The organism is Oxalobacter formigenes (assembly GCF_002127965.1).
GTDB classification, from domain to species: domain Bacteria; phylum Pseudomonadota; class Gammaproteobacteria; order Burkholderiales; family Burkholderiaceae_D; genus Oxalobacter; species Oxalobacter formigenes.
Genome location: NZ_CP018787.1, coordinates 2,363,871 through 2,378,847 on the forward strand (window position 1 = coordinate 2,363,871; position 14,977 = coordinate 2,378,847).

The following is a 14,977-nucleotide window of genomic DNA, read 5'->3' on the forward strand; positions in this document are numbered from 1 at the left end:
CATTAAAAGGATTTAATCATGTTAAACACTCCCGATCCACGTTCTCAAAAAAAACTTAAAGACGGTATGGAATCCGTTTCAGAACAGGTTGAAGTTTCGAAAGAAGATTTCGTGAATGCCGCCAGCAATATCAAGGCGAATATTCAGTCAGAATCAGAACGTTTTCAGGAAGATTTGAAAGACCTGAAAGAAAAAGTCGTCGACTTGTCCAGTACTGGCATTTCCGTCGCCAGACAAACGATTTCGTCCAATATTGAGTCCGCCAGGGAAAAAGCGAACCAGGCAGCTCATTGCGCGATGGACCATGCCGAAAAAAGCCTTGAATCAACCGGACAATACGTCAAGGAAAAACCCTATCAGGCTCTGGGCATTGCACTGGGCATCGGTTTCGTACTCGGCAAATTGCTGTCGCGCAAATAAGTCACTTCAAGGGAGCGCTTCTGTGTTCAATTCGTTAAGAAGAATAAAACAGTTCGGCAAATTCATGCAGGAAAGATCCGGTGATTATGCCCGGTTATTTTTTCTTGAAATTGAAATCCAGAAGCAGCTCTTTTTCAACAGACTGATCTGTATCATCATATTTTCACTGAGTGTATTTTTATCCGTTATATTTCTTGGAATTGCACTCATCGTTTCATTCTGGGATACACCTTATCGTATTCTGGTTGCATGGCTCGTTTTTACAATGTTCATTCTAATCATGATCATTTGTGCTTTTATTTATTCACATAACCGTATAAACAAACCCATGTTTTACGAAATGAAGGCCGAGCTGAAAAATGATTTAAGCCTGATGAAAGATATGTTATGAGCAATCTCAATCAACTTGAAACTGAAAAAAATCTTTTACTTCACAATCTGAAAGTAAAAAGGATCGGCTGGAGAATGCAATTCATAAAGAATGAGCTTGTTTACAAACGATATGAAGATTATATGAACAGTTTCTTTCCAAGAAGCATACTCTTCCGGTTTTTAATAAATTACCCGGCAGTTCCTGTCTTGGCCCTTTCATTTTTAACAGTTAAAAAGAGCAGGCATCTCTTCTTTAATATAATTAAAAAGATATTCTGATTTATCCATTCAGCTAATTCCGATCTTGTTTTCCGTTGACGATTCTCAAGCAGGACAGAATTGAAACCCGGTACTTTTAATTACTAATTTCTTTATTATTAATCCGGAGGTTGAGATGAGCTATTTATTGAAAGATGTCTACGGCATGTACAAGTGCAATATTGAAGGAGGCATTTGCTTTCTGGGTGCCAAGACACTGATCGGCGAAGAAGTCATTGGAAAAAACGGCAAGAAACTGGGTGAAATCCAGGAACTTATGATCGACATGAAAAACCAGAAAGTCGCATACGCCCTGATGTCCTTCGCCGGTTTTCTGGGAATGGGAGAACGTCTGTTTGCCGTGCCATTCGGCGCTCTCAGAAACGACGGGGTAAAAGGACAGTTATATCTGGATGTCGACGAAGAAAAATTCAATACCGCGCCATACATTGACCCTAATGACTGGCCAGACATGGCTGATAAAAACTGGATTCGTGAAGTTCATGCATTCTACGGCGTCGAACCTTACCTGATGGGTATGTAATTCAAATTAATGGGGAAAAATGTCATGAGATTTAAAAAAACCATCCTTGCATTTTTTGTCGCGCTGTTTATGATTTCACTGGCAGGTTGTGCCTCGACAGAAAAACATTCAAGCGCCGCTGAATATATTGATGATGCCGTGATCACCACAAAAGTAAAAGCCGCGCTCTTCGGAGATCCGGATCTTTCCGCTGCTGAAATCAATGTCGAAACCTATAACGGTGAAGTTCAGTTAAGCGGTTTCGTATCGACAAAAGCCCAGATTGCGGAAGCGGTCAAAACGGCAAGAACGGTTGATGGCGTTCGAAAAGTCAAAAACAGTCTGCAATTGAAATAAAAAAATGGCCAGTCAAAACTGGCCTTTTTTTATTTACCCTTAACTCGCTCAAATTCGACGAAAGCATAAGGAATCGAGGCATCGATTTCTTTTCTCGCTTTTTCAACAAACTCTTCTTTTGGCAATTCCGGATAAAACGTTTCACCATCGAAATCGGCATGGACAATGGACAAATACACCTTGTCTGTTACCGGCAATGTCTGACTGAATAATTCGCCCCCGCCTCCAATGACGATATCTTCCTTTCCAAACTCTCTGGCCAGACGGATTGCTTCATCGATATCGTGTACAACATGAGCACCTGGTACTTCATAATCCTTTTTTCGGCTGACGATAATCGTTATCCTGTCTGGCAACACCCTGCCGATCGACTCATGGGTTTTCCTGCCCAGAATCAAGGCCTTGCCTACCGTCAATTCCCTGAATATTTTCTGTTCACCCGGAATATGCCAGGGCATTTGACCATCCTTGCCAATCACCCTGTTTTCTGCCATTGCCACCACATGCGATATCGTCATCAATATTTTGTCCCGTATTTTCAATTCTCAACTACGTTCAACTTTCATGAACACTCAAAGTCCGATTTTCAACCGGGAAAGAGTACTGTGCAACAGTTCGTTCTTTGCATCCTTGGCTTTCGCCTGCCTGAAGAAATCCATAGCACCTTCCTTATCACCCTTTACCCACAAGACTTCCCCCAGATGAACGGCTATTTCCGGATCCGCCCGAAGTTGAAACGCCTGTCGTAATTGCTGTTCGGCCTCATCGATTTTTCCCTGCCTGAACAATACCCACCCGAAACTGTCAGTAATGAACGGATCATTCGGAGACAGCTTCATCGCTTTTTCAATCAAGGTATACGCTTCATCAAGCCTTATATTCCGGTCAGCCAGAGAATATCCCAGCGCATTGTAAGCCTGTTGGTACTGGGGATCGATCTCGATAATCTTTCTCAGGGCAATTTCCATCTCACCATACTTGCCCAGATTTTCTGCCGTCAAGGCATAGTCATACAGGATATTGGTACTTTTTGGAAATTCCGCCATACCGTTTTTGAGAACATCCAGAGCATCGGACTGTTTTTTGATGTCACGCAATATCTGCGCTTCCGTCAACAAAAGGCGCTCTTTTTCATAAGGATTTTCGCTTTCGAGTTCTGAAATTATCTTGCGTGCTCTCTGAACATTCCCTTTTTTGGCATAAAGCTGGGCTTTTTTGATCTCGACAGACATAGACACTTCATCTTCCTCATCCTGATCGATTTTAGCCAGCCAGTCGAGAGCCTGGTCGTAATGATGCTGTTCTTCCGCTATCTGGGACAATAAAAACAAGACCTGTACAGTATCCCGGTTTTCCTTATCCTGTTTAGATGCCGAAACCAGATATTCATTCAGATATTTTTCTGCTGCTGCATAATCATTTTGCTGAATTGACAACAGGCCGAGGGAATAGAGAACCATCAAATCCTGTGGCTGCGACAAGCGGATTTTTTCAAATTCCTTTTTGGCCTTGTCGTATTGTTTTTGCTTGATCATCAAACGCGCCGCTGCAATCCTTACCTCGCGGGCATTCGGATATTTTTCCAGAAAACCGGAAAGAATTTCAATCGCCTCATTTGAATCCGACGATGCCTGAGCCAATGCCAGAACAGCCGTTTCAGAATCCGGCTTCAACGCCAGCGCCTTTTGTGCTTCTTCTTTCGCGCGAACCGAGTCATTATTGAGAAATGCCGAAACAGACAGCGAGATGTGAGCGGCAGGCATATCCAGATACGGCTTCAGCACATCTTCCATTACAGAAAAAGCGGCCGCCTTATCGCGTGTTCCCGATAAAATCTGCTGGAACTGATAAAAGAGCGCCGGACGTTCGGCAGGAGAAGCTTTGGCCAGTCGGGAAGCGAACACATCCCTGACTTCTCCCAGTTTGTTCTCGACGACAAGAAAACCCAGAAAAAAACGTTCCGCTTCCACCGATTGGGGAGCCAGTTTGTGCCATAAGCGTGTTGCATCAAGAGCGTCCCCCGCTTTCCTTGCCTTGACGGCGATTTCAGCCGCCCGTCTTGCCAGTCGCGGATCTTTTGTTTCCTTTGCCGCATCCATCATGGTATCGAATGCATACACTTCGAAACCCCGCTGCTCCGCAATATCTGCGCTTAATATCTGATACAGGAGATCATTGCTTAACGGGATATTCGGCAACAGGTCAGATTTCAGATTTGCCGCTTGCTCGTCGGCAGAAAGCAAATCATCCGTTTTAGCCTCTTCCTTTTCTTTCTTCTCGGGCGCAAGCTTCTGTTTCACATCTTTTGGTGCAGCTACGTTCTTGTTGGACGACCCGGCTGATAACGCAGGCGTGGAACAGAGCAATGCTGCACAGAAAACGGCAAGCATCCGAACAGTAAACTTACCCGGCATAACGGTTTTAGGCATTTTGGACATTATTCAGCTATAGTAGACATTATGATTTTACATGTTTCAATAATTCGGTTACCGAATCCAGATCATCATCGGGTTAATGATACAGATAATACCGATTTTTTGTGTTTTGCTACAACTAATGGAAGAAAATACTGCTTATTTTCTGAAAATAATATATAATGTTTTTCTTCGCGGCTGTAGCTCAGCTGGATAGAGTACTTGGCTACGAACCAAGGGGTCGTGGGTTCGATTCCTGCCAGCCGCGCCATATTCAAACGGATCAGTTAGAAATAACTGGTCCGTTTTTCATTTCTGCCTCCTCCACCTGTCTTCCCTTAATACCCCTGATTGATCAGCCCACAAGGACATCCTGAATGAACTGGATTGAACAATTTTACGAACGCTTCTATTCACACGATATTGGTAAAAAAGACAAAGAGAAGGCATTTCAGTTAAAAAGAAAAACCTGCCGTATTCTTTATTCAAATATCGCTCTGTTGCTGCCTGTTCCTTAAAAAATCTTGATGAAAGTACGATTTGCTTATCCGATCCCATAGCTTTCAGTGATCCATTCGACAGCTTGTTAATCCGGGATATTATAGAAATATTGGATGACTTATTGGTTTGGGGTGGAAAAGATACTACTCAGCTTTTTATTAATAATCATTACCCCCTTTATCCAGAAGCCAAAGAAGGAATCACATCCGTGATTTCATGCGCGACAAATCAACAATGCGAGAACTCATTCTGTAACAACAAAAGCAGTTCAAGGAGACAAATTCAAGGAATCTGCAAAGATATCGTGAAGCAATGAAGATTTCTTCTTTTACTGAACGACTGCCGCACTTCCAATGTGAGTTCACCATGCAAATAATCATCGCGGATTTTGCATGGAATACAAACTGTCATCGCTGACATCAGAATTTGCTGAAAATGTATTTCCTGTCCTTTACACACAAGAAAACATCAACTCCAAAAACATTCTCAAGCAACATTTCTCTGGCAATAAACGTGTCAACCCTGATCGTATTCTAATGGTTCCGGTTATAAAATCCATTGACTGGACCTATGAAAAGCAGTGGCGATACGTTCGGGATAATCCGTCTGTAAAAATGGACTTCCACTAAAAATCGGATTCCCTGATACCGTTTACCTTTGCAATAAACTCAATGAAGAGCATGCCGGAAAAATTGAAGATATACGCAAAAGAAGAAACATCAAGCTGGCAAAAATGGACTTATCTTCCAAAAAAATGGGAATGGTGCCGGTTTTTCCACGTTCATAACAGTCCAGAAGAATCAGCACAATCTGTAGACAGGGTTCAGATTGTTAGAAAGGAGGGATCCAGGAGGGCCAGGCGAAATGGTTTTTGACAAACGCCAGAAGAAAGCACACATTTGCCGGAGAAGAAAGAAGAGAAGAAAGAAAGAGAGTTTTGTATGGAAGCTGTTTTCAGGTGTTGAGTTTAGAGGGTAACCGTTTGGAAGATAAATTCGAAAGACGAACAAAGGAGGAGCAAGAGAGTGGAAAGGTAGGACAATCAGGCAGAGGAAGCGGAACTGGATACAAAGGAATTGTTTTTGGAAGAATAAAAAAAGCCCCTAAGGTTAGTTAGGGGCTTTTTGGGATAATTGCCTGACGATAACCTACTTTCACACTGGTTGCAGCACTATCATCGGCGCAATGTCGTTTCACGGTCCTGTTCGGGATGGGAAGGGGTGGTTCCAACTTGCTATGGTCATCAGGCATAACTTGTCGGTTGTCCGTTCAAAACGAACAACCCAATCTGGAAATCGGTAAGAATTTTAGTATAGATCATGTTTACAGGCAACATCTTCTATAACCATCAAAGTTATAGAGACAAGCCTCACGAGCAATTAGTACTGGTTAGCTTAACGCATTACTGCGCTTCCACACCCAGCCTATCAACGTCCTGGTCTCGAACGACTCTTCAGGGAGCTCAAGGCTCCGGGAAGTCTTATCTTGAGGCAAGTTTCCCGCTTAGATGCTTTCAGCGGTTATCTTTCCCGAACTTAGCTACCCGGCGATGCCACTGGCGTGACAACCGGTACACCAGAGGTTCGTCCACTCCGGTCCTCTCGTACTAGGAGCAGCCCCTCTCAAACTTCCAACGCCCACGGCAGATAGGGACCAAACTGTCTCACGACGTTTTAAACCCAGCTCACGTACCACTTTAAATGGCGAACAGCCATACCCTTGGGACCGACTACAGCCCCAGGATGTGATGAGCCGACATCGAGGTGCCAAACTCCCCCGTCGATATGAACTCTTGGGAGGAATCAGCCTGTTATCCCCAGAGTACCTTTTATCCGTTGAGCGATGGCCCTTCCATACAGAACCACCGGATCACTATGTCCTACTTTCGTACCTGCTCGACTTGTCTGTCTCGCAGTTAAGCACGCTTATGCCATTGCACTATTAGCACGATGTCCGACCGTACCTAGCGTACCTTCGAACTCCTCCGTTACGCTTTTGGAGGAGACCGCCCCAGTCAAACTGCCTACCATACACTGTCCCCAACCCGGATAACGGGCCAAGGTTAGAACCTCAAACAAACCAGGGTGGTATTTCAAGGTCGGCTCCACGCAAACTAGCGTTCACGCTTCAAAGCCTCCCACCTATCCTACACAGATTGGTTCAAAGTCCAATGTAAAGCTACAGTAAAGGTTCATGGGGTCTTTCCGTCTAGCCGCGGGTAGATTGCATCATCACAACCATTTCAACTTCGCTGAGTCTCGGGAGGAGACAGTGTGGCCATCGTTACGCCATTCGTGCAGGTCGGAACTTACCCGACAAGGAATTTCGCTACCTTAGGACCGTTATAGTTACGGCCGCCGTTTACTGGGACTTCAATCAAGAGCTCTCACCCCATCATTTAATCTTCCAGCACCGGGCAGGCGTCACACCCTATACGTCCACTTTCGTGTTAGCAGAGTGCTGTGTTTTTATTAAACAGTCGCAGCCACCATTTTTTTGCAACCCCTTCTCCCTTCTGGCGCAGGCCAGTCAAGATACAAGGGCGTACCTTATCCCGAAGTTACGGTACAAATTTGCCGAGTTCCTTCTCCCGAGTTCTCTCAAGCGCCTTAGAATACTCATCTCGCCCACCTGTGTCGGTTTGCGGTACGGTCTCGTTAGACTGAAGCTTAGAGGCTTTTCTTGGAACCACTTCCAATCGCTTCGCGGCACAAGGCCACTCGTTTCAATTCCTTGGATTACGCTACCGGATTTGCCTAGTAGCCTCCTTCGAATCAATAACCGGGATTTCCAACACCCGGACGACTTTCCGCGATCCGTCCCCCCATCGCATCTAACGACGGTGCAGGAATATTAACCTGCTTCCCATCAGCTACGCATCTCTGCCTCGCCTTAGGGGCCGACTCACCCTGCTCCGATGAACGTTGAACAGGAAACCTTGGGCTTACGGCGTGGGGGCTTTTCACCCCCATTATCGCTACTCATGTCAGCATTCGCACTTCTGATACCTCCAGCATGCTTCTCAACACACCTTCTCAGGCTTACAGAACGCTCTCCTACCATATCCTTACGGATATCCGCAGCTTCGGTGACTGGCTTAGCCCCGTTACATCTTCCGCGCAGGACGACTCGATCAGTGAGCTATTACGCTTTCTTTAAAGGATGGCTGCTTCTAAGCCAACCTCCTGACTGTTTTAGCCTTCCCACTTCGTTTTCCACTTAGCCAATCTTTGGGACCTTAGCTGGCGGTCTGGGTTGTTTCCCTCTTGACACCGGACGTTAGCACCCGATGTCTGTCTCCCAAGCTCGCACTCATTAGTATTCGGAGTTTGCAATGGTTTGGTAAGTCGCGATGACCCCCTAGCCATAACAGTGCTCTACCCCTAATGGTGATACTTGAGGCACTACCTAAATAGTTTTCGGAGAGAACCAGCTATCTCCAAGTTTGTTTAGCCTTTCACCCCTACCCACAGCTCATCCCCTAACTTTTCAACGTTAGTGGGTTCGGACCTCCAGTGCGTGTTACCGCACCTTCATCCTGGCCATGAGTAGATCACTTGGTTTCGGGTCTACACCCAGCGACTCTCGCCCTGTTCGGACTCGATTTCTCTTCGGCTCCCCTATTCGGTTAACCTCGCCACTGAATGTAAGTCGCTGACCCATTATACAAAAGGTACGCAGTCACCCGTATTAATACAGGCTCCTACTGTTTGTATGCACACGGTTTCAGGATCTATTTCACTCCCCTCCCGGGGTTCTTTTCGCCTTTCCCTCACGGTACTGGTTCACTATCGGTCGATTACGAGTATTTAGCCTTGGAGGATGGTCCCCCCATCTTCAGACAGGATTTCACGTGTCCCGCCCTACTTGTCGCAAGCTTAGTACTGTAAAATGGATTTCGTGTACGGGGCTATCACCCTCTGTTGCCATCCTTTCCAGAATGTTCCACTATCTCATTTCACTATTTCTTGCAGGCTCTTCCCATTTCGCTCGCCACTACTTTGGGAATCTCGGTTGATTTCTTTTCCTGTAGCTACTTAGATGTTTCAGTTCGCTACGTTCGCTTCAATAACCTATGGATTCAGTTATTGATGACCCTAAGGTCGGGTTTCCCCATTCGGAAATCTGCGGATCAATGTTTGTTTGCCAACTCCCCGCAGCTTATCGCAAGCTTCTACGTCCTTCATCGCCTGTAATCGCCAAGGCATCCACCCTGTGCACTTTGTCGCTTGTCTCTATAACTTTGATTTCTCTTTCGAGAACCCGTTATACAGTTTTTTGAGTTTACGTTGCCGTATCCAAAGCAATCAAACTTCTTGAGATTACTTCTTTTACTTCTGATTACAATCACTACCCAATCCAATAATCTTCGGCTTCATCTTCAGATTATTGGCTTTACTTCTTACTTTTTTCCAGATTGTTAAAGAACTTTTACTTCTTCGAACTCTTAAAGCCCAAATCAAATCACTTTATCTATTCAAAGTGTTTTGATTTGGCCTTTGTGGTGGAGGTTGACGGGATCGAACCGACGACCCCCTGCTTGCAAAGCAGGTGCTCTCCCAGCTGAGCTAAACCCCCTATTTCGGATGGTGGGTCTGGTTGGTCTCGAACCAACGACCCCCGCGTTATCAACACGGTGCTCTAACCAACTGAGCTACAGACCCTTTTGGATCAGTATCCCAGCATTTCTCGCCTGTACCGACCAGTTCCTGTTCTTTTAAAGTAACAGATGATAAGTGTGAACGCTTGATAGTCGCTTTTCTCTAGAAAGGAGGTGATCCAGCCGCACCTTCCGATACGGCTACCTTGTTACGACTTCACCCCAGTCACGAATCCTACCGTGGTAAGCGCCCTCCTTACGGTTAAGCTACCTACTTCTGGTAAAACCCGCTCCCATGGTGTGACGGGCGGTGTGTACAAGACCCGGGAACGTATTCACCGCGACATGCTGATCCGCGATTACTAGCGATTCCAACTTCATGAAGTCGAGTTGCAGACTTCAATCCGGACTACGATGCACTTTCTGAGATTAGCTCCCCCTCTCGGGTTGGCAACCCTCTGTATGCACCATTGTATGACGTGTGAAGCCCTACCCATAAGGGCCATGAGGACTTGACGTCATCCCCACCTTCCTCCGGTTTGTCACCGGCAGTTTCATTAGAGTGCCCTTTCGTAGCAACTAATGACAAGGGTTGCGCTCGTTGCGGGACTTAACCCAACATCTCACGACACGAGCTGACGACAGCCATGCAGCACCTGTGTTCAGGCTCTCTTTCGAGCACTCCCAAATCTCTTCGGGATTCCTGACATGTCAAGGGTAGGTAAGGTTTTTCGCGTTGCATCGAATTAATCCACATCATCCACCGCTTGTGCGGGTCCCCGTCAATTCCTTTGAGTTTTAATCTTGCGACCGTACTCCCCAGGCGGTCGACTTCACGCGTTAGCTGCGTTACTAAGTCAATTAAGACCCAACAACTAGTCGACATCGTTTAGGGCGTGGACTACCAGGGTATCTAATCCTGTTTGCTCCCCACGCTTTCGTGCATGAGCGTCAGTGTTATCCCAGGGGGCTGCCTTCGCCATCGGTATTCCTCCACATATCTACGCATTTCACTGCTACACGTGGAATTCTACCCCCCTCTGACACACTCTAGCCGTGCAGTCACAAATGCAATTCCCAGGTTGAGCCCGGGCATTTCACATCTGTCTTACACAACCGCCTGCGCACGCTTTACGCCCAGTAATTCCGATTAACGCTCGCACCCTACGTATTACCGCGGCTGCTGGCACGTAGTTAGCCGGTGCTTATTCTTCAGGTACCGTCATCTAATCGGGATATTAGCCCAATCAATTTCTTCCCTGACAAAAGAGCTTTACAACCCGAAGGCCTTCTTCACTCACGCGGCATTGCTGGATCAGGGTTTCCCCCATTGTCCAAAATTCCCCACTGCTGCCTCCCGTAGGAGTCTGGGCCGTGTCTCAGTCCCAGTGTGGCTGATCGTCCTCTCAGACCAGCTACTGATCATCGCCTTGGTAGGCCTTTACCCCACCAACTAGCTAATCAGCTATCGGCCGCTCCAGGAGCGTGAGGCCCGAAGGTCCCCCACTTTCATCCTTAGATCGTATGCGGTATTAGCCAATCTTTCGACTGGTTGTCCCCCACTCTTGGGTACGTTCCGATATATTACTCACCCGTTCGCCACTCGCCATCAGGGTTGCCCCCATGCTGCCGTTCGACTTGCATGTGTAAAGCATGCCGCCAGCGTTCAATCTGAGCCAGGATCAAACTCTTCAGTTCAATCTCTGTTTCGATTGCAATACATTTCTGTATCAATCATTTCTCAAAATACTGACAAGGTTTCTTCTTTCGAAGTCCTTACTTTCTTCTGTGAACGTTTGTTTCTTTAGTTTCGCAACTAACAAACGTCCACGCTTATCATCTGTTTTCTTTTTAAAGATCGTCTCGCTTTACCACCTCTGCTCTTCCAACAAAGCGTTTTGTTTGTCATCAGCACAGAAACGAAATTATGAACCTCTTTTTAATCCTTGTCAACAACTTTTTTTATTTTATTTTTTTAAAACACCAAAAAACAAACTCTAAAATCGCTGCCAACTCCCCACCTTCCTCACCTCAAAACCACTTCAGTGCAGCGGAGAAATGAGATTATGGGCTTACCCTTCCCTCGCGTCAAGTGTTTTTCCGGAAATTTCGCATTTGTTGCTTTTTTGATCCAGATCAATTTTCAATCAGATAGCGAAAAAAGGTGTTTCCCGAAAAGCGAAAAGGAAATATCACTTGTTGGAAATAGCCTTAAACGCCTGAAAATATTCGGGAAATGTTTTGGAGACACACTGCGGGTCGTTAATTCTGATGGTCGCCCCCCTTTTTTCCGTACTGCAAAGGGATGCCAGTGAAAAACACATTGCCATTCGATGATCATCATAAGTATCGATAGCAGCATCATTAATATGTTCTGGTGGCGTGATCTTCAGCCAGTCCTCACCGGATTCCACACTGGCACCCAGTTTTTTCAGTTCCGTCTCCATCGCGGCAATACGATCGGTTTCCTTTACCCGCCAGCTACCGATATTGCGTAAAACACTCGTTCCATCAGCATACAAGGCCAATATGGCGACGGTCATCGCGGCATCGGGAATCAGATTGAAATCTTCATCGATCGCTTTCAATGCACCGCTATGTGAGACTTCAATGTAATTGTCACCATAAACGACATTTGCTCCCATTTTTTCGAGAACGTCTGCAAAACGGATATCGCCCTGGATACTGTATTTTCCGACACCTTCAACCCGCACAGGGCCACCGGCAATGGCAGCGGCAGCAAGGAAATAGGAAGCAGAAGACGCATCCCCTTCCACATGGGCAACACCCGGACTGCGATAAACCTGTCCTTTACGCAAAGTAAACGACTTCCAGCCATCCTGTTCAATTTCCACCCCGAAACTGCGCATGAGATTCAGGGTTATTTCTATATAGGGTTTGGAAATGAGTTCACCGATAACATGAATGGTGACGTCATGCGAACGGGCCATTAACGGAGCCGCCATTAAAAGCGCGGTCAGAAACTGACTGGACACATTCCCTTTGACATGCAAATCATGCCGGTCGATATTGCCCGCATGAATGCGAATCGGAGGATATCCCTGATTTTCCGTATATTCGATTTCCGCGCCCGCATCATTTAAAGCATCAACCAGATCGCCTATCGGACGTTCATGCATGCGTTTGACGCCATGTAGCAGGAAGTCGCCTCCGCCAAGCGCTGCAAGTGCGGCGGTCAATGGCCGGATAGCCGTTCCAGCATTTCCCAGAAACAAATCGGCTTCCTGTCGTGGCAAACGGCCATTTGCCCCGTTTACTTCATATTCATTGGCAACACCGGTTTCATTCCATTGAATGCCCAATGATTTCAGGGCTTCGAGCATCACTTGCGTGTCGTCCGAAAAAAGCAGGTCCTTTATAAGCGTTTTACCGTCTGCCAGCGCAGATAGCAGCAAGGTTCTGTTGGAAATGCTTTTGGATCCGGGCAGACGGACTGTCCCGCTGACATGTTTGACCGGAAGAAGATCGAGATATTTCGGGAAGTCAGCCATCAGTTCATTTTCTTTTTTTCAGGATTTTCAATCGCATTCAGCCAGTTCATTCTCGCTTCCTGCGCATTTGTATATATTTTTTCCAACCCGCAGCCATCCGCCTTGTCGACCAAATCACGAATGAGTTCGATTTCTTTCAGATATGCATCCAGCTCAACAAGCAATTGTTTACGATTGGCGAGCGTAATATCGCGCCACATTTCCGGGGATGAACCGGCAATTCGGGTGAAATCCCTGAAACCGCTGGCGGCATACTGGAAAAACAGGTCTGATTTGGGATGATTGGCCACATAATCCACCAGTCCATAAGCCAGCAAATGCGGCATATGACTGACCGTGGCAAAAACCGTATCGTGATTTTCAGGGGTCAGATGATGGATGATGGCACCACACCGTTCCCAGACGTCGGCCAGTCGTTCCACATCGGCCCGGCTGTTTTCGGGTAACGCGGCAATAACCGCTTTCTTCCCGACAAACAAATCGTCAACAGCCGCTTCAGGGCCATTCATTTCGCTGCCGGCAATGGGATGCGCAGGGATGAATTGGGCGATTTTTTCGCCAAGTACGTCACGGGCCATGGCAACGACATCGGTTTTCGTACTGCCTGTATCCGAAACAATCAAGCCGTCATGCCAATATGGCAAAATCATTTTCAGGGCATTGCCGGTCTGCGCAACAGGAACCGACAACACAATCAGATCGGCATCCCTTAATGTTTCTTCCTGAGACAAACCAGTTTGATCGACGATTCCCAAAGCATGCGCCCGCTCCAGAATGTCGGGACTTCTCTCAAGGCCCAGAATCTTTCCCTTGAATCCCGATTTTTTCAACGCGAGTGCAAACGAACCGCCAATCAGTCCGACACCGCAAATAACAATTTTCTTGAATGGAGTCACGTATTAGGCCAATACTTCTTTGAGTGCAGAAATAAACGCCCGATTTTCTTCAGGCAAACCGATCGATATACGAAGCCATTTCGGCAACCCGTATGCATTCACAGGACGGACGATGATGCCTTTTTTCAACAGTTCCAGATTGACGCGGGAACCGGCCCCATCGTCGTTGCCGACCTTGACCAGCACGAAATTGCCATAAGAAGGAACGTATTCCAGTCCCATTTCGTCAAACGATTGGGTCAGGAAACGGTACCCGTCCGCATTGATTTTGGCGCTCTTCGTTAAAAACACCTGATCGTTCAACGCGGCAATCGCGGCTGCCTGTGCCAGCGCATTGACATTAAACGGCTGTCTGACCCGATTTAACAGTCCGGTCAATTCCGGATGAGCCAGACCGAATCCGACACGCAAACCGGCCAGACCATATGCCTTGGAAAAAGTGCGTGAAACCAGCAGGTTGGGATATTTTTTGACCCAGTCCGTCGAATCGTACTGGATCGAGGAATCCAGATATTCGTTATAAGCTTCATCGATAACCACCACGACACGGGATGGTACCTTGTCCAGAAACGCCTCGATATCGGCCGGTTGCAGGAAAGTGCCTGTCGGATTGTTCGGATTGGCCAGAAAAAGCAATCGGGTATCGGCCGTGATCGCTTTAAGCATCGCATCCAGATCGTGTCCGTACTCTTTTGAAGGAACCTGTATGCCTTTCGCTCCGATCGCTTTGGCAACCAGTGCATAAACAAGGAAAGAATATTCCGAAAAAACGACGGATTGGCCTTGCTGTACGAATGTTCTGGCCGCCAGCTCGATAATGTCGTTACTGCCGTTCCCCAATGTAATCCAGTCCTGAGCAATGCCGTACCGTTCTCCAATCACTTTTTTCAGTGCAAATCCATTGGCATCCGGATAACGGCCGGTTTCCCCGACTTCATTGGCGATCGCTTTTTTCGCGGATTCAGGCATTCCAAGGGGATTTTCGTTGGATGCCAGTTTGATGATCCTGTTTTCGTCGAGTCCGAATTCACGGGCAACTTCAGAAATGGGTTTGCCTGCCTGATACGGGGCAATGGCACGAATATATTCCGGTGCAAACTGATCTGACATGATATTTCCAATAA

At 46.7% G+C, this 14,977-nt stretch carries 10 protein-coding genes, 3 tRNA genes, 3 rRNA genes and 1 pseudogene; 7 read left to right on the forward strand and 10 right to left on the reverse strand.

Annotated elements, in window-relative coordinates; translation table 11 throughout:
* The first annotated feature begins 18 nt into the window (after positions 1-18).
* The 3 genes from BRW83_RS11125 (at position 19) to BRW83_RS11145 (ending at position 1,930) form a co-directional block, all read left to right on the forward strand.
* Complete coding sequence (locus BRW83_RS11125; RefSeq protein ID WP_005879312.1) at positions 19-420, forward strand: ElaB/YgaM/YqjD family protein; 402 nt, start codon at positions 19-21, stop codon at positions 418-420.
* Between the two features lie 766 nt (positions 421-1,186).
* Complete coding sequence (locus BRW83_RS11140; RefSeq protein ID WP_005879309.1) at positions 1,187-1,594, forward strand: PRC-barrel domain-containing protein; 408 nt, start codon at positions 1,187-1,189, stop codon at positions 1,592-1,594.
* 24 nt (positions 1,595-1,618) lie between these two features.
* Entirely contained in the window at positions 1,619-1,930 is a 312-nt protein-coding gene (locus tag BRW83_RS11145) for a BON domain-containing protein (protein ID WP_005879307.1), read from the forward strand.
* Positions 1,931-1,959: 29 nt separating this feature from the next.
* On the opposite strand, the gene BRW83_RS11150 is transcribed toward BRW83_RS11145, so the two are convergent.
* Positions 1,960-2,448, reverse strand: a complete 489-nt coding sequence (locus BRW83_RS11150) for a dihydrofolate reductase (protein WP_036602434.1) — start codon at positions 2,446-2,448, stop codon at positions 1,960-1,962.
* Between the two features lie 54 nt (positions 2,449-2,502).
* Positions 2,503-4,359: a tetratricopeptide repeat protein gene (locus tag BRW83_RS11155; RefSeq protein WP_231284444.1), complete on the reverse strand. Its 1,857-nt coding sequence runs from the start codon at positions 4,357-4,359 to the stop codon at positions 2,503-2,505.
* A gap of 179 nt (positions 4,360-4,538) precedes the next feature.
* Here BRW83_RS11155 and BRW83_RS11160 point away from each other — a divergent pair.
* The 4 genes and pseudogenes from BRW83_RS11160 to BRW83_RS11825 all read left to right on the forward strand — a co-directional run bounded on the left by BRW83_RS11160 (position 4,539) and on the right by BRW83_RS11825 (position 5,962).
* Positions 4,539-4,615, forward strand: a tRNA-Arg gene (locus BRW83_RS11160).
* 106 nt (positions 4,616-4,721) lie between these two features.
* A complete protein-coding gene (locus tag BRW83_RS11820; protein ID WP_155811795.1) occupies positions 4,722-4,862 on the forward strand; it encodes a hypothetical protein in 141 nt (46 codons plus the stop codon).
* Positions 4,863-5,219: 357 nt separating this feature from the next.
* Positions 5,220-5,474: pseudogene (locus tag BRW83_RS11165) on the forward strand (DUF2971 domain-containing protein); the annotation flags it as partial.
* Between the two features lie 242 nt (positions 5,475-5,716).
* Entirely contained in the window at positions 5,717-5,962 is a 246-nt protein-coding gene (locus BRW83_RS11825; protein WP_145814905.1) for a hypothetical protein, read from the forward strand.
* An 18-nt stretch (positions 5,963-5,980) separates the two neighbouring features.
* On the opposite strand, the gene rrf is transcribed toward BRW83_RS11825, so the two are convergent.
* The 8 genes from rrf to hisC form a co-directional block, all read right to left on the reverse strand.
* Positions 5,981-6,093, reverse strand: a 5S ribosomal RNA gene (gene rrf / locus BRW83_RS11170).
* Positions 6,094-6,203: 110 nt separating this feature from the next.
* Positions 6,204-9,080 (reverse strand): 23S ribosomal RNA (locus BRW83_RS11175).
* A 267-nt stretch (positions 9,081-9,347) separates the two neighbouring features.
* A tRNA-Ala gene (locus BRW83_RS11180) sits at positions 9,348-9,423 on the reverse strand.
* A gap of 9 nt (positions 9,424-9,432) precedes the next feature.
* Positions 9,433-9,509: transfer RNA gene (locus BRW83_RS11185), tRNA-Ile, on the reverse strand.
* A 103-nt stretch (positions 9,510-9,612) separates the two neighbouring features.
* Positions 9,613-11,143: ribosomal RNA gene (locus BRW83_RS11190) — 16S ribosomal RNA — on the reverse strand.
* Together the 16S, 23S and 5S rRNA genes with 2 tRNA genes alongside form the textbook arrangement of a ribosomal RNA operon.
* A gap of 494 nt (positions 11,144-11,637) precedes the next feature.
* Positions 11,638-12,957 carry a 3-phosphoshikimate 1-carboxyvinyltransferase gene (gene aroA, locus BRW83_RS11195; protein ID WP_036602431.1) on the reverse strand — a complete coding sequence of 440 codons (1,320 nt, stop codon included), beginning with the start codon at positions 12,955-12,957 and terminating at the stop codon, positions 11,638-11,640.
* On the reverse strand, positions 12,957-13,853 hold the full coding sequence (locus BRW83_RS11200; RefSeq protein ID WP_036602429.1) for a prephenate dehydrogenase: 897 nt from the start codon (positions 13,851-13,853) through the stop codon (positions 12,957-12,959). Before BRW83_RS11200 ends, aroA begins: the two co-directional genes overlap by 1 nt.
* Positions 13,854-13,856: 3 nt before the next feature.
* Entirely contained in the window at positions 13,857-14,963 is a 1,107-nt protein-coding gene (gene hisC / locus BRW83_RS11205; RefSeq protein WP_005879298.1) for a histidinol-phosphate transaminase, read from the reverse strand.
* Positions 14,964-14,977 lie beyond the last annotated feature (14 nt).